We start from the raw sequence: 18,076 nt of genomic DNA, 5'->3' as shown, positions 1-18,076 counted from the left end.
CATGCTGCCTTCAAACTATGGAACCGTTCCAGTTCGTCGCGGATAGCGCATCTGGCGGCACGCTCACCTCACTCTACGCTCCGTAGGTAGCGCGGCGGCGATGGATATCCCATACTGAGGCGGTCAACAGGGCGCATGCCATCAACCTCATCTGAAAGGGGCCGACATGTCCGGCTATCTCACCGCTTCCACCATCAAGTCTCTCCGCGAGCATCGCGGGCTCACGCAGCGCGCCCTGGCAGACGCCGTGGGCGTGACCGACAAGGCCGTGTCCAAATGGGAGACAAGCAAGACACTGCCGGACGTCCAGAGCATGCTGCTGCTCGCGAATCTCTTTGGCACCACGATCGACGAGCTGGTGAAAGGGGACGTGGACGAGATGCGCGAGATGGTGAAACAGGACGAGCGACGGACGAAGACGTTTGCGGTGGCGCTGGCTGCGGTGGAGATTGCCGTGGTCGCGGTGCTCGCCATCACGGCGGTAGTGGGTCGCGCGTATCTGGAGCTGGCGCTGCGCCTGCTGTTGGCGGTGCTGGTGCTGGCCTCTTCTCTTGTAGCCGTTGCGGCACGCCGAGGAGGGGATGGCAGGGATGCGAGAAGCGTAGCCGAGCTCTTCGGTGCCGCGACGGGCGAGCCGGCCGAGACGGCGCACGCAAGTGGCGCGGCCCTCGGGATGCGTCTGGTGCTGCAGGTGTTCGCTGGGCTTGTCACCGGTATCGGCGTGCTCGTGCTGGGTGGCCTGTTGCTTGACCAGCGGGCGTTTATCGGGTTGGCGGTTGTGGTCGGGGCTGTAGCGGTGCTCGCTGTCTCATACGCGCTGGGGCGCTTTGCCCGTCCGGCGTGGACGGCAGCCATCTTGCCCCTGCTGTGGGTTGCGGGTGCCACGGCCGTTGGTATCGCGACGGGCGCGTTCGCCTCGCCGCGGGGCTGGTTCGCCGTCGTGGGCGGTGCGGTTACCCTGCTCATACTCTGGCTTGCCGGCCGCAAACGTCGCGAGGGAATTCGATAACGGTCCAGATTCGGGATGGGTTGTCTTTTGCGCTGCTCGCGATGGCCTTGCGTGTGCATGCGGTGCTTTTATTCACGGCATGCGTGAGCTTGTCAACGGAGGTGTCGTTACCTCGCCTTGGGTGTCCGCGGGGTAGCTGCTAAGCCGGGCGCGTCCTAGAAATGAACCCTCCACTCTGGATAGCTAGCTTAGCTTGACTTTCTGGCTCAGCTCCTTGCGAATATGCTGCGCAATCTTGTGCGCCTCCGTTGCAAAACCTGCTGATGCTACCGCTTCTTCCGCGGCGTCGAGCGCAGGGACGATGTTGCGGAGAAGCTCCTGATAGAAGCTTCTCGCCAGAGTCCGGGGTATGCCTGCGGCTTTTCCAGCCCGTTCGACGTCCTGCTCGGAAACGTCGCAAATGCGTCGGGAAGAGGTGAGGGACACGCCCATTTCTAGGTAGATTTGTGGGTACACCGTTGTGCACGTGATGTCATACAGCGGGGAGAGCATGGGAGTTTTCCAAGATGGGTCCCACAGCAAAGAATGGTTCTTGAGATGGTTGTCGCAATTGCCGATGAGATAGTCAAAATAGATGGTCTGCAAGAAGCATGCGCGATCTCCGAAAGGATTGGCTGATGCGCTTTGTATGGCGTTGCAGCAGCGTGAGAGGTACGCTCCGTTTGTGGGCTCGTACTTCATGTCGGGCATGAGTCCCGTAGCTTGGCAGAAGTCTTCCTGATGCAGGCGCTTCGGCCTGAGCGGTTTGTTTTCGGCTGATACCGTCTCATCGGTAATGCGGTCGAATCGTTTGACAGCAAGGAGCGGTTCGCCTTCTTCTATAGGGATGAGCGACCATTCCGCTATGTCAAATCCGCATCGCTTGGCTGTTTCTAGGCAAAGCGCCTCATTGACAGTTTGAAGGGGAAAGACGCGGTCCGGTGTTTTGACGATATGGGTCGTTGCCGCATTGCCGCTGGGTACGTACCATCCGCAAGACGGATCCTCTCCCTGATGGTAAAGGCCGACCTTGCTTTGGGTTCCCGCGAGTGAGAGGCGGGAGGCCATTCCCATCTTGAACGATGTTTCGCGGGGCGCATCGCGTAGCGCGCGCAACTCCGAGAGTCCGATCTCTGTGTATCCACCATCGTTTTCTACGGTCTCGTCTGTACTGAATATGAGGGCGCCGATGGACTCGTTATTGAGGCGAGCAAGCATGTTGCCGAAGTAATCCGAATGTATCGATTCGGCAACAAGACGCCTCATATCTCCTTCAGGTGCGAGGCCGGCGAAAAACGGCGAGGCCTCTTCTTGAGAAAACGGTTCGGCGCGAAGCGGCAGCGAGCAAGACACAGCGCTTGCTGTTGAGCTTGCAAGATATGCGGGGTCATAGGCGAACGTAAGCGACACTTCGGAAAAATCGAGTGCTCCAACTAGTTGATACGCCTCGTCCTGCTCTCGAAAAACGTTGAGTTTCATCGTCACGCTCCTCGTGGGATGGCGAACAGGTCGATGCCGAGTCCCTGGGCAAGATTGATAACCGTTTGAACGGAGACGGTTTGCTTACCCCGTTCTATCTCTCCGATGAGGCGCGGGCTGCATCCCATCATGGCCGCCACAAACTCTTGGGTGAGTCCAAGTTTTTTTCTGCGTGTTCTGATAAGCGAGCCGAGTTCTGCCGCTTGCGAAATGCGGACAGCGTTTTCGGCGTTCGAAAGGCGCATAGCTACTCCTCAAATCTTACCTATAGGTAAGATTACTAGCCAATCCGTTAGAATCTTCCCTATAGGTAAGATTCTAACACTTGAAGTATACAATCTTACCTATGGGGAAGATTTTAAGGGCAACTATGCGGCGACACGTTGCAACGCGGGTCGTCTTGCAGCCTACTTTATCAACATATTGATACATTGTTCACCTCGGCAGAGAATATCAACGCATTGCTGTTCCGCCATCGGGGGGAGGCGCGCATCTGCGAACAAACGCTCAACTCCCGCCAAACGGTGAGCCTCGTGACCAAGCGGCTCGTGGCGCAGGGCTATGCCACGACCGAGGGCAACCCGGACGACCGTCGCAACAGCATCGTGCGGCTCACCGACGCCGCGAGACCTTCGCGCGCATAGCGGACGTGCTCACGCCGCACGTGGACCGCTGCATCTTCTCGTTCGTGGAGATGTACAAGAAGCTGCGCTTCAACATGCCCGAGCTCATGCCGCTCTCGGTGGAGGACATGGACGCGCTCGCGCGGGTGCTCGGGGGCATCGCGGCGGAGCACGGCCTCTGGCTCCAGACGTGCGGCACCAACGGGGACTTCACGCGCTACGGCATCCATCCGAGCGGCTGCATGACGCTCGACATCCTGGGGCGCGCGAACGTCGTGGAGTTCCGGCGCCTCAAGCACCGCGGCATGCGCGCGGGCTGCCATTGCTTCGAGGCACGCGACATCTGCGCCTACGACACCTGTCCCAACGGTTGCCGGTACTGCTATGCCAACAAGGATCACAAGCGGGCGGTCGAGAACTACCGCTTGCATGACCCGGGGAGCCCGCTCATCATAGGCCACCTGCGCCCGGAGGATACCGTGGCCCAGGGCGTTCAGTAGAGCTTGCTTGCGAAACGCTCCGCGGGCGGGCAGCAGACGCTCGTGCTGTAGGGGGCGCCTGTCGTGACCGTCCGAGGGGGGGATTCCGCTTGTGCCCGCCCGCCCCACCGGCGATGCTCGAAGCTCTATGCGCAACCCGTTAATATGCAATATCTCGCATAACTTACCATAATTCGATATTTGTCCTGCAAACATACCAAAATCAATGCATGTCGCACAGCGGATAAATGGGTACGAATCCTTCCAAGTGCCGTGGCAACTTGGCATCCAGCGGGTCGCACCCGCCGCCATCTCGCCGCCGCTTCATTCCAATTGAGCGATCCCGGTCGAAAGGAACCCCATGGCATCCGTTACCCAAGCCGCCGAGCGCGCGGCGCTCAACAAGCTCATCGACTACCTCGACCATGACCCCGAGAAGCACATCCCGCAGATCATGGACCTCGTCAACAAGGCGGTGCCGGACTCGGTGTTCCCGGCGCAGCGCAAGGCCATCGGCAACGCGATCGATGAGCACAGCAACTGGTACGAGCTCATCCTGCGCGCGTTCCGCCTGAACCCCGAGATGCGCTCGCGCCTGCTCAAGACGCTCATCGTGGACGCCAACCTGCTCGCGTGGCCTGTGCAGCAGAAGGCGCGCGAGCGCGAGCAGTGCAACATCCCGTGGGCGATCCTGCTCGACCCCACGAGCGCCTGCAACCTGCACTGCACCGGCTGCTGGGCGGCGGAGTACGGCCACAAGCTCAACCTCTCGTACGACGACATCTGCTCGATCATCGACCAGGGGCGCGAGCTGGGCACGCACATCTACATCTACACGGGCGGCGAGCCCATGGTGCGCAAGGCCGACCTCATCAGGATCTGCGAGAAGTACCCGGACTGCATCTTCCTATGCTTCACCAACGCCACGCTCATCGACGAGGCGTTCTGCGACGAAATGATCCGCGTGGCCAACTTCGTGCCCGCCATCAGCGCCGAGGGCACCGAGGCCACCACGGACGAGCGCCGCGGCAAGGGCACGTACGCCAAGATTATGCATGCGATGGAGCTCCTGCGCGAGCGCCAGCTGCCGTTCGGCATCTCGTGCTGCTGGACGCGGGCGAACGCCGATGCCGTGGCGAGCGAGGAGTACATGGATTGGATGATCGAGCAGGGGGCGCTCTTCTGCTGGTTCTTCTACTTCATGCCGGTGGGCAAGGGCGCCACGTCCGACCTCATGCCCACCGCCGAGCAGCGCGAGCACATGTACCGCTTCATCCGCGAGATGCGCCACAAGAAGCCGCTCTTCACGCTCGACTTCCAAAACGACGGCGAGTTCGTGGGCGGCTGCATCGCGGGCGGCCGCCGCTACCTGCACATCAACGCGGCGGGCGACGTGGAGCCGTGCGTGTTCATCCACTACTCCAACGCGAACATCCACAACGTGAGCCTGCTCGACGCGCTCAAGAGCCCGCTCTTCATCAAGTACTACGAGGGGCAGCCCTTCAACGAGAACCATCTGCGCCCGTGCCCGATGCTCGAGAACCCGGATGTGCTGGGCCGGATGGTCGCCGAGTCGGGCGCGCACGGGACGGATCTGGTGGAGCCGGAGACGCCCGAGGAGCTGCGCGAGAAGACCGTCGCGGTGGCCGAGGAATGGAAGCCTGTGGCGGAGCGCTTGTGGCGCAACGAGGATGACGAGATGTTCGAGAAGCGCCACGACCCCTACCAGGGCATGGACTCGGTCGAGGAGCACAAGTTCGAGCGCCTGGGCCGCGACGTCGAGGCGGAGCGCGCGGCGGCGTTTAGCGAGTAGGTTGTTGCTTTGCGGTGTTACGGACGGGCGGAGATGCTCAGGGCGATCTCGTGCGGCGTGCGCCCGGTGGTATCGATGAGCTCGGTATCGAGCGCGCGGTAGCGTGGCAGGTAGGCGAGTGAGCGGCGGAGTGCGTCCTCGTCACGGGCGCCGGCGCGGATGTCCCGCTCGATGCGCTCGCGCAGCGCCGCTTCGCTGGCGACGAGCGAGATGGCGCGCACGCGTGCGCCGGTGTCCTCGAGGGGCAAGCGGCCCAGGATCTCGTCGATGATTTCTTGCTCGTGCATCACCCAGCAGAACGCAACGTTCTCGTAGGCGTCGCAGCACAGGAAATTGCCGAGCAGGTGGCAGATGTTGTCGAGCACCATGCGCTTGGTCTCCGGTGTGACTTGGAAGGGATTGGCGCACCAGCACCAGTCGCCGTCGAGCATGACGGAGGCGGGGAGCAGGCGGTTGAGCTCGCGACACACGGTGGTCTTGCCGACGCCCATCGGGCCGCCGATGAGGTAGAGGGTCTTGGTCATGGGCGCCTCCGGTTTGCGGTGGGGTTCGCATCGCGCAGGCGGGCGAGGTACGCATCGGCCTCCGCATGGCTGCGCAGCGTGATGATGCGGCGACGGTCGCGCCACGCATCGAGCGCTGCGACGACCTCGGGGCGCTGCTCGATGGGGAAGCGCCGGATGTAGTCAGCGAATTCAGGATCGAGCGCGTCCTCCTGCCAGGGCAGATCCTCGCGCGGCTGCCCGATGCGCGCCGCCGCCCCGGCAAGGCACGCCTCCACCGGCAGGTCGAGGAAGATGACCGCGTCGCAGCGCTCGAGCCGCCGCTCGAGCGTGCGCAGGTAGTTGCCGTCGATGATCCAGCGCTCGCCGTTGAGGGCCGCCGCGAGGCGTTCGTCGAATTCCGCCTGCGTGACGTTGGTGCCGTCCGGCTTATGCCAGATCATGTCGAGGTACACGAGCGGCAGCCCCAGCGCGTCGCGCAGTCCGCGGGCGAGCGTGCTCTTGCCGGCACCGGGGCTCCCGATGACGAGCACGCGCTCCAGGGTAGAGGAGGGTGTGTCGAGATGGTCTGCCATGGCTTCTCCTATGTAAAATAACCCCAGGGGTTATTTTACATATGCGCGCGGCGCGCTCGGGGCCTCGGGGGCTGCGAGGTCGATTTCACCGAGGTTCTCGAGTAGGTTGACAAACGGGATGCCCGACGGATCATCCACCTCGACGCCGCCGAAGTTGATGCTGTTGCTGCGCAGGTCGATTTGCGTCTGGAACACGGCGGGATTGAAGCCCGAGGCGGCGAACCCCAGGACGGCAAGGATGATGCCGAGGGCAAGGAGCCCACCCGCAACGGAGAAATAGGTCTTCTTCACGTTGGTCATGATGCGTGCCTCCTAGTTGAGTGCGGCCGTCGCCGCCGCGGAGAAGTGCTCGCCGCCCGCAGTGCGTTCCGCATCTCCGCCACCATCTACGGACGGGTTGACGGGAAGCCTGCCTGCTCTGCCATTCGGTCGTCCGGTTTCGCCGTCCCCCCGATGTTTGCTGAAGGGGGAGAGCGCCTTGTTCACCCAGAGGGCGGAAAGACGTGCGATCTGCTTGGTCACCGCCCAGGCGCCCGCGCCCACGAAGAGCGTCCCGCCCATGAGGCCGAGCCCGGCACCCGCCATGGCGAGCACGTACGGGACGTTCCCAATCGCGATGCCGCATGTGGCGAGCGCGAGCGCTACGATGCCGGAGGCCCCGAGCGCCGCTGCGATGATCCACACGCAAAGTGCGAGGATCCAGATGCAGAGGTAGACCGTGAAGGCCACGGCGGCGAAGGCAAGCGCGAGCACGAACCATAGGGGCGAGCCCACGATCGCGAGAATCCAGAGCAGCACGTTGCTGCGGCGACGGGTCTTGGCGATCACGCGCGGCACGGCGGGCAGGTCATTCAGGATCGCTTCGGCCACGGCGCCCGGCGATCCGATTGCGGCGACGGCCTCCTCCTCGGACATGCCGTCCTCCATACGGTCGGCGATAGCCTCGGCATAGAACGCCTTCGATTCCTCGATCTGCTCTGCGGGCAGGCAGGCCAGGAGGTCACCCAGACGCTCCAGGAACTCTTCCCTCGTCATGATCGTGCTCCCTCCACGTAGCGGTAGATCTCTTGTACGGACGGCCATTCGGCCAGGAACTCGTTGATGCGCTCTCGTCCTGTGTCCGTGATGCGATAGTACTTGCGCAGCCGGCCGTTGTGCTCGGCGGAGCGCACGGCGATGCAACCCGCCTTCTCGAGGCGTTTCAGCAGCGGGTAGAGCGTGGACTCGGTGAGTCCCATGCATGCCGGCACGTCCTTGACGATGCGATAGCCGTAGGACTCCTCACCGGAGACGGCGGCGAGCACGCAGGCCTCCAGGAACCCGCGTTTCATCTGAGCCTCCATCCGCACACCTCCCTTCGCCTTATACTGTGTGACATATACTATATAACACATAGTATAAGACGCTGCAAGGATTCTCTTGGAGCGGGTTCTAATGGCGGTGTCGGCCTCGTTCGCAGATCCTTGGCGGGATGCATGTTCTGTGTGCGCGGCACCTTGCCGCTACCATGTATGGGCTCGGTTTGAAGCCTGCTGCTGAACCCGGAGGGAATGGCTATGAAAGTCAAACGAGATACGCTGCTGCTCATCGCGTGCCTGGTGTGGAGCGCGGCGGGCATCAACATCCTGCGCATCGGCCTCATGGCGTACCCGGCGTATCTCAGCCTTCTGAACATCGCGCTCAGCCTCGTGGTCTTCGGCGTCTTCCAAGTGTTCATCTTCGGGCGGCTCGTGCGCAAGCACACCGCGCGCATCGGCGGCTACCAGGACGAGCGTCAGTTCTTTCTCAAATTCTTCGACACCAAGGCGTTCATCATCATGGCGGTGATGATGGCGGGCGGCATCGGTCTCAGGGCGAGCGGCCTTGCGCCTGAGCGGTTCATCGCGGTGTTCTACACCGGCTTGGGCGCCGCGCTTTTGCTGGCAGGCCTCCTGTTCGGCCATAACTTCGGCAAGGCCGTCTATGTAAAATAACCCCAGGGGTATTTTTACATCGACGAATCCCCATCCGGGGAACAATGGCATCAGCAGTATCTTCGCTGGCGAAGGGAGCGGCTATGGATCTTGGCCGCATCGATGACCGGTTGCTCGCGCATCCCGGGGCGAGCAAGGCGCTCCATGAACGATGGGGCTGGATGGTCTATTGGGTAGGCGGTCGCCAGTTCGCATGCGAGTTCACGGCGGGCGCGGACGCGAAGGCGCCCTATGCAGGCATGCACCTGCTGTCTCTCAAGTGCGACCCCGACCGCATCCGCGAGCTGCGTGCCGAGTGGCCCGATGCGATCCTTCCCGCGTACTACTCCGACGGTCGCACATGGATCTCCATCGACCTTGATGCCGACCTGCCCGAGTCGCTCGTGCTCGACCTATGCGATATGAGCTACGAGCTCGTTTTCGCCAAGCTTCCCAAGCGCGTACAGCGGGAGCTGGCGGCAGCGAATGTAAAATAACCCCTGGGGTAATTTTACGTCGTCCCCCTGCCGTTTACCAATCTTAATTAACCATTTACCGATTTAGTGCTTGCATCGTGGATACAATAATATCAACTTCCCAACGAGCGCCAGCGGCTCTGCCGCCGACGAGAAGGGAGCGGCCCTATGTGTACGGGTATCCGCTTTACCGACAAGACCGGCGCAATGTTTTTTGGGCGTAACCTTGATTGGACGCAGGGTTACGGAGAGAAGGTGGTCGTGACGCCCTCGGGGGCCAAGGTCCCGACGGCTTTCGAGCGTCCGGACGATCCCGAGCAAGGTCATACCGTAATGGGCATGGGTATCGTCGTCATGGGTATCCCGCTCTATTTCGACTGCGGCAACGACGCCGGCGTGGCCGTTGCGGGCCTCAACTTCCCGCAGAGCGCGCACTATGCGCCGGGTCCCGTGGACGGCACCTCAAACGTCGCCGCCTACGAGTTCCCCTATTGGATCGCGCGCAACTTCGCCTCGCTCGATGAGGTGCGTGCCGCGCTGAAGAACACCACCGTGGTGGCCAAGCCCGTGAACGAGCAGTTGCCGGTGGCCAACCTGCACTGGCTCGTGGGCGACGCCACGGGCAGCGTGGTGGTCGAGTGCATGGCCGACGGCCTGCATGTTTGGGAGAACGATGTCGACGCGCTCACCAACGAGCCCGATTTCGGCTGGCATCGTCAGAACCTGCGCAACTACCTCATGATGGACGAGGACCTGCCCGCGCCCACCGCGTGGGATCGCGCCGAGCTCAAACCCTTCGGCTCGGGCGGCGGCGTCCAGGGCATGCCCGGCGATTACGGCGGACCGGCGCGTTTCGTGCGCGCGGCGTATGTGAACGCGCACTATCCCGTCCAGGAGGGCGAGCAGGCCAACGTGACCCGTCTCTTCCGCACGCTCGGCGCTTCCGCGGTGCCCGAGGGCGTGGCGAAGATGGCCAACGGCGACTACGAGAAGACCCTGTATACGAGCGGTTTCTCTGCCGGCACGATGACCTACTACCACGCGACCTACGAAGATCCCACCATCCACGCGTATCCGCTCTCGGCGTGCGACCTCAGTGGCACGGAGCCGTTCATCGCCACCGCTGCCTAACCGACCGCACGATCACGCAACCTATTAGTCAAGGCCCGGGTTGTATGCCCGGGTGAAGGGAGTGCTCATGAATCGCACGACCCCTGCCTCATCATCTGCGCACGCGGCGGCCGCTACCGCCGCTAAGCCCGCACCGGGTGCGGGTAAAGAGAAATTCCTCGTGCTGCCCATCGTCATCCTGGTTCTTGCCCAGATGGGAACCACCGGCGACAACGGCGCGCTTTCGCTCGCCGCGGACGCGCTGACGAAGGACCTCGGGGCGACGACCTCGGATATTCAGCTCGCCAACATGATCTATCCGTTGGTTGGCGGCTCGTTCATGATCGCCGGCGGCCTTGCCGGCACCATGATCGGCTGGCGCAAGACCTTCCGCATCGGCGCCTTGCTCGCCGCCATCGGTGAGGTCGCCCTTGCGCTTTCCCCCAACATGTTCTTCTTTATCTGGGTCGGCCGTGTGCTTGTTGGATTGGGTGCGAGCTTCCTCGTCCCATCCCTCCTCGGCATCATTCCGTTCATCTATCACGGCGCTAACCGTACCGTCGCTTTCGGGTGCATCGGCGCCGCCTCCGGCCTCGCGGCCGTGCTGCCGCTCATCCTGGGCGTCGTCATGCAGCTGTCGGGCATGCGCGTAACCTTCCTCGTGCTCGCCCTCTACTTCGTCGGCGTCGTGGTGCTCTCGATGGGCTTGCCCAAGTTCGACCAGCCGTCTGAGAAGTCCCACTTCGACGCCATCGGCGTGGCGCTCGCCGCGCTCGGGTTCTTCTGCGTGCTCATCGGCCTCTCGAGCATCTCGAGCTGGGGTCTCATCAAGCCGATGCACACCGCCCCGTTCGCCCTCTTCGGCATCTCGCCGGCGATCCCGCTCATCATCTTGGGCATCATCATCCTCATCGTGCTCGTGAAGGTGGAGGCGCGCGAGGAGAAGCGCTACGGCCTCGTGGTGCTTCCGCGCTCGTTCCTTACCACGAAGCAGGTGCTCGCCGGTCTGGTCGCCAACGCGCTGATGTTCTTCTTCATGGGCGCGCAGTCGATCCTCATGTCCCCGTACCTGCAGCTCGTCGCTGACTGGACGCCGATCGACGTCGGCACCATCTCCATCGTGACCGGCCTGCCCACCTTCGGGCTCGCCCTCGGCATCCCGAAGCTCTTCCCCAAGGCCAACCCGCGCCACGTGATCCAGATCGGCTATGTGGCCATGGCGATCGCGCTGGGCATCATGGCCTCCTCCGTGACCATCGATGGCGCGAACCGCATCGGTGTCTACCTGGGCGCGTTCATGGCTGGCGTCGGCGCGGGCACCGTGTCGGCCCATGCGAGCAACGTCGTCGCCCTCGCGGTGAACGATCGCGATGCGTCGCAGTCCGGCGGCATCCAGAGCACGATGCGCAACGTGGGCCAGGCTCTGGGCGTGGCGCTCCTGGGCGCCGTCCTGATCTTCGGTATCAGCTCCACCTTGAGCAATGAGATGGCCTCCAACTCGGAGATTCCGTCGTCGGTTGCCGAGCAGGTTTCCGGGCTCACCATCAACCTGGGCAGCAACAAGGAGTTCGAGGAGGACATCTCCCATATCCAGATGTCCGACGCCGAGCGCACCAAGCTCGTTGAGCTTGAGGCCAAGGCGCGCTTCGACTCGACGCGCATCGCCTATGGCGTGGGTGCTGTCATCGTGCTGCTGGGCCTGCTCACCACTCCGTGGATCAAGACGCTTTCCAAGGAGAGCGGCCCGAGCGCGACGTCCGGTGCCGCCTCCGGCAAGGGCGCGCCGGGTAAGGCCGCGCCTCAGAAGGCAGCTGCCCAGGCCGCTCCGGCTCAGAAGGTCACGGCTCAGGCGCCTGCTGCTCAGGCGACCGCTGGCCCGAAGGCCGCGCCTCCCAAGGGTGGCCACTAAGTTCCGCGGGGCCGCTTGTTTGGGAAAGCGGCCCCGCTCCCATGCCGTGCGCTCGGCAGTAGCGGATCCGAGCGCATGAAAGATGCCCGCCACCTGTCCACGGTGTGGATGTGCAGGTGGCGGGCATCATGCTGTCCGTACGGGTTGGGTGGTGCCGTGTGGCTCGCCCTGCGGGTGCGGACGGCGCGCCTCGCTTCGTCGCGCGTCTTCATGCGACGGAGTGCACGCAGCAGGTATATTGGTAGCCATCGATATAGAGGCATCGAAAGGGGAGCGCGATGGGTGAGAAGACGACGGAGTACGCCTGGGCGTATGAGTTGTGCCGGCAGGGCGACGTGGTGTGTCCTGCCGATATGCTGGAGCTGCTGATGTCCGCGCCGGAATGCCCGGCATTTGGGCCGGCCCATCACTTCCTGGTGGGCGCGGCGCTGCTCGCCTGCGCGTCGAACGCGGGATATGCGGGGGACCTGGATGCGCAGCTCGATGAACTGGCATCCCGCTCTGCCTGCGTGCCCGGGGGCGCTTGCGCGCGCTGGGGCGTGTGCGGCGCCGCGGCGTCGTGCGGCATGGCGCTCGCGATCGCCCAGGGCAACGCGCCGCTCAAGGCCGATGGCTGGAGCGAGACGCAGCTCATGGTGGCGGATCTGCTGCAAAAGATCGCGCAGGCGGGCGCCCCGCGCTGCTGCAAGCGCGATGCCCGCATCGCCGTGCGCGAGGCGACGCCGTGGTTTTCCCGCGCCCTCGGGGTGGAGCTGGCGCTGCCTGCGGAAGAGCCCGTCTGCGCGGTATCCGAGGCGAATGCTGCGTGCATCGGCGAGGCCTGTCCGTACCACGGGTGATTTCGCCGGCCGGTGCACGGTGTGTGCCGCCGGTGCTGCGGGCGCGCTCGGGAACGCGACTCCGGGCTGCTACACTGGGAGGCGGCGAGCGAAGGGAAGCGATGACCGAGATGGGCTTCATTGACGCGGACGGGTGCGCGCTTCTGCGCGGTGCGGGCGGGGACGGCGCGCCCGTCATCTACGTGATCGATATGCCCGAGCATCCCTTCGATGTCGCGGCTGCGGTCGATGGCGTGCGCGCCATGGTGGTGCGCGTGCCCGTGCGCGACTGGAGCGATAGCCTGACGCCCTGGCCGGCGGCGGGCGTGCGCCCGGGTGCGGAGGATTTCGGCGGCAAGGCGACAGAGACGCTCGCGGAGCTGACGGGTACGGTTATCCCTGCGGTGGAGGCGGCACACGGGCTCTCCCCGGCGCGCCGCGCGATCTGCGGGTACTCGCTCGGCGGGCTCTTCGCGCTGTATGCGTTCACCCGTGAGCCCTCGACGTTCTCGGCGTGCGCCTGCCTCTCGGGTTCGGTTTGGTACGAGGGCTGGGTCGATTACCTGCGACAGTACGCTCCAAACGGCGCGGGGCGCTACGCGTACCTCTCGATCGGGAGGAAGGAGCGCCGCGCCGGGCCTCCCATCATGCGATCCGTTCAGGACGATCTGGAGGCATGTGCGGACATGCTTCGCGGCAGTGGATGCGCGGTGGACCTCGTCGTGGGGCCGGGCAACCATATGCAGCACCATACCGAGCGCCTCGCCGCAGGGCTCAAGGCGCTCGACGCGCAGCTCGCCATCACGGGTTGATGGCGCATCGAGCCGGTGCGCGGTTTCGAGCACAGCGCGTCGTCATCCCTGGAAGCGCGCAAGGCCCGTCGCCCCAGATGCGGGGGTGACGGGCCTTGGCCGTTGCGCGCGCCGCCCCGGTCGTCGGGGTCAGCTACGGTATGGCATGCCTACGATTTCCGGAAACGCCGGGCGATGGCGGCGCCGATGAAGGCGAGGGCGGAACCCGCCGCGGCTATGCCGATGGGCAGAGCCGATGCGTCGCCTGTCTGCGTAAGCTGGCCGGAGGCGTCGGCTGCCAGCGCGTCGGCGTCCTGCGTCTGCCCGGTGGCGTCCCCACCCGCATCCGCGTCGCTGGCGGAGCCGTTCGGGTTGCCGTTACCGGAGGTGTCCCCATCCGTCGGGGAGTCCCCACCGGGCTGGTTCGAGCCGCCGCCGGTCGTATCGCCGGCGCCGCTGTCGGTGCCATTGTCACCGTCGGTCGAGCCGCCGCCTGTGGTGTCATCCCCGCCGGCGTCGTTGTCGCCATTGCCGGTGTCGCCATCAGCATCGCCGTCGCCCGTGCCGTCGCCGCCGTTGCCGGCATCGTCGCCGTTACCGGTGTCGCCATCGACGTCGCCGTCCCCGCCGGGGAGCCCGCCGTCCTCACCGGGCTCGTCCGTATCGGGCAGCTCGGCGTCGAGGATGGGACCGTCCACGTTGGCGGCACGGCTGGGGTTCACGCGCACGTCGTAGGCGACCACGGAATAGGCAGCCTTGTCGAAGGCGCCGTCTGCCGTGCCGTCAGCGCTCGCGGCGTTCGCCCCCGCGTCAACGGCGACCTCGAACGAGCCATCGCGCGAGAAGCCGATGAGCGTGCCGTCGCGGTACAGCTCGTAGGCGGTCGTAGCCTGCTCGAGCTCGGGCGTCGCCATGGTCGCCTCGACCTGCACCGTCCCCGCATCGCCGAGCTCCACGGATACGGTGGGCGACACCGCGTCGGCGCTGCCCTTGAGCTGGGCATACGTCTTCGCCCCGTTGATGATCGCCGCGTCGGTGTCGAGCGAGAAGTAGCGCACCGCGCGCGGCACCGAGGGGTACTGGGCGCACCACTCCAGCACCTCGGGCGTGAGGTCGCGCTCACCCAGCTCGTAGAGGTACTCGGCGAAGTTGTAGCCCGTGCCCATGGTGAACGCGACGGCGATGCGGTTGTACTTCACGCTCGTCGATGAGGAGGCGCCCGACGCCAGCTCCTGTATGGTCTTCACCGCCTCGGCGTCGCCGCGCAGGATGCGCAACGTCGCGCCGTATGCGCCATAGCGTTCCACGTCTGTCGCGATCTCTTGCGTATAGGGGCTCGCGGTGTAGTCATAGCCGCTGTAGTCCCAATCATCGAAGAAGTGCAGGCCGTTCCACCAGGTGGTCACGTGGGTCCAGATATAGGTGCCCCAATCCCCGCTGTTCATCCAATCCGGCACGAAGGTGGGGTCGGCGGCCATCTTCGCCAGCTCCTCGTCGCGGCGCTCGTTGGCCTTCACGGCGTTCCCGTGATAGTACGCCGCCGGGTCGAACGCGATGCCCGCCGCGGCCGACGCCTCGATACCGCCCTGGCGCGATCCCGCCAGGGAGTACAGGTTGTTCGTCTCCTCGGCAACGGCGATGACATTGTTGTCGAGCATGTGCCCGTACTCGTGCGACATGCCCCAGGTGTACATGTTCTCGCCCGACAAAAACGACGCGGCGTAGCCCTCCGGCATGTGGAAGTAGCGCACGAAGGCGTACATGGTCGAGGGGTTGGAGACGGTGCGCGTGAACGCGGTGTGCACGCGCGCGGGCGAGATGGCGTTGGGGCCGCTCTCGGCCGCGTCGAAGCCGTCGAACGCCCAGAAGAACTCGAGGCGGTCCTGGATGGCCTCGTTCGAGCGCTCGATATAGGCCACGGCGGCGTCCTTGCTCGTGATGCCGGCATATGCCTTCGCGAGCGCGGTTGCGCTGATGGAGAACTGCGCGTGCCCGTCGTCGCCCATCTGCACGAGCGCCATATCGGCGACCTGCTCGCCCGCCTCGACGCGCGCGGCGTGCGCCTTGACGTCCTGGACGAAGGTCCAGAAGCGCTCGGGCTGCTCGGGATCGTGCACGTAGAGGGGGTGCTCGCCCAGGCTCGTGCCGAGCGCGGGGTTGGCGGCCGCGGAGCCGTCGCGGGCGGTGGAGCCATCCGCGTCCGCGCCGCCCTCGGCGTCAGCGGTCACGTAGGGAGCGTCATACGCCTCGATGCGCACGCGCGCGGGATTGCTCGTCGAGTCGTTGCGCAGAAAGAGCATCGAGCCGTGCGTCTTGCCGGTGAGGTCGATGGTGATGCGGTTCTCCCCGCGCGTAAGCTTGGACCTCTGCTCGAGGTTGAGCGAGGTGTAGTGGTTGGTGTCGGTGACGCCCGCCTGGCGCCACGCCACGGAGAGCAGGGAGGGGTCGTTAGCCGCGACGTAGACGACGATCTCGTGCACCTTGCCCGGCTTGAGGTAGAGCCCCGTGGCGTCGAGGTTGTCGAACTGGTAGCCCTGCTGGGTGCGCTGCGCCTCGGCGCCGGGGTTCCCCAGCTCGGAGAGGGTGAGCACCGAGGCCGCAAGCTCCTCGTGGTGCGCGCTCAGGTAGCCGGCGTACTGCTCGAGGCGCTCGATCTGCTGCACGCGCACGCGACGTTCGGGCGTGTCGGCATCGCCGAAGTGCGCGTCCACCGTGTCGCGCAGGCGGTCGAAGGCGCCCTCTGCGGTGAGCTCGTCGCGCAGCTCGAGGCCGAGGTCGTCGACGAAGGGGTTGTCCAGCGCGTCGAACGCGGCCACGACATCGGCCGAGGCGAGGGCGATGTTGCACTCGTTGGAGGGGTCGATGCCCACCGTCGCGAGCTGCTCGCGCGTCCCGCCGTGCTTCACGGAGAGGATGCCCAGGACGTCGCGCGCCGTCTCGGGAGCGTCCGTCGCGGCGAGAAGCGTGCCATCCGCCCACTCGCCCGAGAGCACGATTTCGATGGGTTCGTCGATGCTGTGGGCAGCCGGCGTGCCCGTGAAGCGCAGGGCTGCGCCCTGGGCGAGGTCGATGCGGTCGGCGCCCGCAAGGTGGGCGTCCGCGCCCAGCGCGAGCGAACCGCCGCCGTCCACGCGCACACCGAAGGTGTTGTTGGGGTTGTTGTCGCCGATGGTGCCGCCCTCGAACGCGAGCGAGCCGCCCGAGAGCACCTGCACCACGCCGTCGCTCGACACGTTCGAGCGGTTGCTCGCGATGGTGCCGCCCGTCATGGTGATCGAGCCCTTGGTCCAGACCATGGTCTGGGTGTAGCTCGCACGGTTGTTCGCGATGGTGCCGCCGCGCATCTCGAACGAGCCCGCAGCCTCGACCGCAACCGCGGTGTTGCGCATGGCGAAGCTGTCGCGGATCTCGCCGCCGTCGAGCACGAAGGTGCCGGAGTGCACGTACACGGCGCCCCATGGCTTCCATGAGCAATGGGCGCGCACGATCGAGGCGCCCTCGTTCATGGTGAGCTTGGACGCGTTGCGCAGCGTGATGATGGCCTCGTTGGAATCCTTCTCCTCGCCGTCCAGCGTGAGGGAGCTCGCGTCGTCCGCGCGCTCGAGCGTGAGCTTGGCGCCATCGTTGACGATGATCATCCCGGCGATCTTGTTGTCGGCCGTGGGGAAGGAGGAGCTGCGGGTCAGCGTGACCTGCGCCGTGGCGCGCAGGGTGATGTCGCGGTCGCCCGCGATGACGAGCCGCTCGTCGAGCACCTGGTCGCGGGAGAGCTCGATGACGTCGCCGCTCTGGGCGTCGGCCACGGCGTCGGCGAGACTGCCGTACGTGGTGCGCGCACCGTCGCGCACGATGGCGATGCCGGCGTCCTCCGAGGGATCGGTCGCGGACTCGGCTGCGTCTGCGGTGTCGTTGTTGGTGGTGGTGTCGGTGTCGGCGAGCGCGCCGGGTTCCTCGGGGCTTTCCCCGGTAGCGGGAGCCTCGGCGATTGCCTCGGGGCTTTCCAGGGCTTCGGTGTTCTCGTTGGCCGCTTCGTCGGCGTTCCCCTTGTTTTCCGGGGCGGCCTCGACGTTCTCGAGGGCTTCGAGTTCGCTTGAGCCCTCTCCGGTGGTGAGCGACACGGCGGAATCCGTCGCCTGAGCGGAATGCTCGCTGGCAGCGAGCGCACCGGTGGGCATCACGCTCACGGCGAGGACGGCGCTCAGGAGCGCCGGGGCGATTCTGTTGTGGGGCATGTTGTTCCTTTCGCATCTCGCGCCCCGGTCAGGGGCGTGGCCGCGCTGCGGATTTTGAGCGCGGAGGCATAAGCATGTCTAGGTGCGCATCCGTTATACCCTGTTGGCATTTCGTCAACATATGACTCGCGCCCGGCTCCACGGCTTTTCCAAGAATGGGTTGGTTGGGGACGTGTTCCTTTCAACCCCTTTTTTGAAGCGAGCGCCCCGCGCGGCATCTGGTGCGGGCACCGTTCAGAGCCCTACGTGGCCTTTGGGCGGAAACCCCACATATATCTATATACGCGGGGTGCGATACGGGGATAGTACATAGTATGCATGCGTTTGC

General features: G+C 64.9%; 18 protein-coding genes. 10 read left to right on the top strand and 8 right to left on the bottom strand.

The genetic code is table 11. The annotated features are described in order from the left end of the window. The first annotated feature begins 166 nt into the window (after nucleotides 1-166). Nucleotides 167-1,009 carry a helix-turn-helix transcriptional regulator gene (locus BN423_RS07050; RefSeq protein WP_019239557.1) on the top strand — a complete coding sequence of 281 codons (843 nt, stop codon included), beginning with the start codon at nucleotides 167-169 and terminating at the stop codon, nucleotides 1,007-1,009. A 183-nt stretch (nucleotides 1,010-1,192) separates the two neighbouring features. Here BN423_RS07050 and BN423_RS07045 read toward each other — a convergent pair whose 3' ends face one another. Beyond that, nucleotides 1,193-2,467, bottom strand: coding sequence for a HipA domain-containing protein (locus BN423_RS07045; RefSeq protein WP_071784275.1), 1,275 nt, complete (start codon nucleotides 2,465-2,467; stop codon nucleotides 1,193-1,195). Between the two features lie 2 nt (nucleotides 2,468-2,469). Beyond that, nucleotides 2,470-2,712 (bottom strand): helix-turn-helix domain-containing protein, encoded by a 243-nt coding sequence (locus BN423_RS07040; protein WP_019239555.1) that lies wholly within the window; start codon nucleotides 2,710-2,712, stop codon nucleotides 2,470-2,472. 138 nt (nucleotides 2,713-2,850) lie between these two features. On the opposite strand from BN423_RS07040, the gene BN423_RS11850 reads away from it, so the two are divergent. The 3 genes from BN423_RS11850 to BN423_RS07025 all read left to right on the top strand — a co-directional run bounded on the left by BN423_RS11850 (nucleotide 2,851) and on the right by BN423_RS07025 (nucleotide 5,382). Continuing rightward, on the top strand, nucleotides 2,851-3,111 hold the full coding sequence (locus BN423_RS11850; RefSeq protein ID WP_316244968.1) for a MarR family transcriptional regulator: 261 nt from the start codon (nucleotides 2,851-2,853) through the stop codon (nucleotides 3,109-3,111). Between the two features lie 5 nt (nucleotides 3,112-3,116). Beyond that, nucleotides 3,117-3,590 (top strand): DUF1848 family protein, encoded by a 474-nt coding sequence (locus BN423_RS07030; RefSeq protein ID WP_019239553.1) that lies wholly within the window; start codon nucleotides 3,117-3,119, stop codon nucleotides 3,588-3,590. 340 nt (nucleotides 3,591-3,930) lie between these two features. After that, nucleotides 3,931-5,382 (top strand): radical SAM protein, encoded by a 1,452-nt coding sequence (locus BN423_RS07025; RefSeq protein ID WP_019239552.1) that lies wholly within the window; start codon nucleotides 3,931-3,933, stop codon nucleotides 5,380-5,382. Nucleotides 5,383-5,399: 17 nt separating this feature from the next. Here the strand turns inward: BN423_RS07025 and BN423_RS07020 are convergent, their stop codons facing one another. From BN423_RS07020 to BN423_RS07000, 5 genes are read right to left on the bottom strand one after another with little or no spacing between them, the layout of a single operon-like run. Further along, complete coding sequence (locus BN423_RS07020; protein WP_019239551.1) at nucleotides 5,400-5,906, bottom strand: AAA family ATPase; 507 nt, start codon at nucleotides 5,904-5,906, stop codon at nucleotides 5,400-5,402. After that, a complete protein-coding gene (locus BN423_RS07015; RefSeq protein ID WP_019239550.1) occupies nucleotides 5,903-6,460 on the bottom strand; it encodes a P-loop NTPase family protein in 558 nt (185 codons plus the stop codon). Before BN423_RS07015 ends, BN423_RS07020 begins: the two co-directional genes overlap by 4 nt. Before the next feature lie 30 nt (nucleotides 6,461-6,490). Then, on the bottom strand, nucleotides 6,491-6,760 hold the full coding sequence (locus BN423_RS07010) for a hypothetical protein (RefSeq protein WP_019239549.1): 270 nt from the start codon (nucleotides 6,758-6,760) through the stop codon (nucleotides 6,491-6,493). A 12-nt stretch (nucleotides 6,761-6,772) separates the two neighbouring features. Continuing rightward, entirely contained in the window at nucleotides 6,773-7,495 is a 723-nt protein-coding gene (locus tag BN423_RS07005) for a DUF1700 domain-containing protein (RefSeq protein ID WP_019239548.1), read from the bottom strand. After that, on the bottom strand, nucleotides 7,492-7,791 hold the full coding sequence (locus BN423_RS07000; RefSeq protein ID WP_019239547.1) for a PadR family transcriptional regulator: 300 nt from the start codon (nucleotides 7,789-7,791) through the stop codon (nucleotides 7,492-7,494). Before BN423_RS07000 ends, BN423_RS07005 begins: the two co-directional genes overlap by 4 nt. A 225-nt stretch (nucleotides 7,792-8,016) precedes the next feature. On the opposite strand from BN423_RS07000, the gene BN423_RS06995 reads away from it, so the two are divergent. The 6 genes from BN423_RS06995 (at nucleotide 8,017) to BN423_RS06970 (ending at nucleotide 13,537) form a co-directional block, all read left to right on the top strand. Beyond that, complete coding sequence (locus BN423_RS06995) at nucleotides 8,017-8,433, top strand: hypothetical protein (protein WP_019239546.1); 417 nt, start codon at nucleotides 8,017-8,019, stop codon at nucleotides 8,431-8,433. 83 nt (nucleotides 8,434-8,516) lie between these two features. Beyond that, entirely contained in the window at nucleotides 8,517-8,909 is a 393-nt protein-coding gene (locus BN423_RS06990) for an MmcQ/YjbR family DNA-binding protein (protein WP_019239545.1), read from the top strand. A gap of 147 nt (nucleotides 8,910-9,056) precedes the next feature. Continuing rightward, on the top strand, nucleotides 9,057-10,019 hold the full coding sequence (bsh, locus tag BN423_RS06985; protein WP_026089034.1) for a choloylglycine hydrolase: 963 nt from the start codon (nucleotides 9,057-9,059) through the stop codon (nucleotides 10,017-10,019). A 67-nt stretch (nucleotides 10,020-10,086) separates the two neighbouring features. Next, nucleotides 10,087-11,907: an MFS transporter gene (locus BN423_RS06980; RefSeq protein ID WP_232385530.1), complete on the top strand. Its 1,821-nt coding sequence runs from the start codon at nucleotides 10,087-10,089 to the stop codon at nucleotides 11,905-11,907. A gap of 278 nt (nucleotides 11,908-12,185) precedes the next feature. Then, entirely contained in the window at nucleotides 12,186-12,746 is a 561-nt protein-coding gene (locus BN423_RS06975; protein ID WP_019239542.1) for a DUF5714 domain-containing protein, read from the top strand. Between the two features lie 101 nt (nucleotides 12,747-12,847). Then, nucleotides 12,848-13,537, top strand: a complete 690-nt coding sequence (locus BN423_RS06970; protein WP_019239541.1) for an alpha/beta hydrolase — start codon at nucleotides 12,848-12,850, stop codon at nucleotides 13,535-13,537. A 149-nt stretch (nucleotides 13,538-13,686) separates the two neighbouring features. Here BN423_RS06970 and BN423_RS06965 read toward each other — a convergent pair whose 3' ends face one another. Next, nucleotides 13,687-17,748, bottom strand: coding sequence for a M60 family metallopeptidase (locus BN423_RS06965; RefSeq protein ID WP_019239540.1), 4,062 nt, complete (start codon nucleotides 17,746-17,748; stop codon nucleotides 13,687-13,689). Nucleotides 17,749-18,076 lie beyond the last annotated feature (328 nt).

This window comes from Enorma timonensis, from assembly GCF_000321165.1.
In the GTDB taxonomy this organism is placed as follows: domain Bacteria; phylum Actinomycetota; class Coriobacteriia; order Coriobacteriales; family Coriobacteriaceae; genus Enorma.
This window is presented reverse-complemented; position numbering and strand designations above follow the sequence as displayed.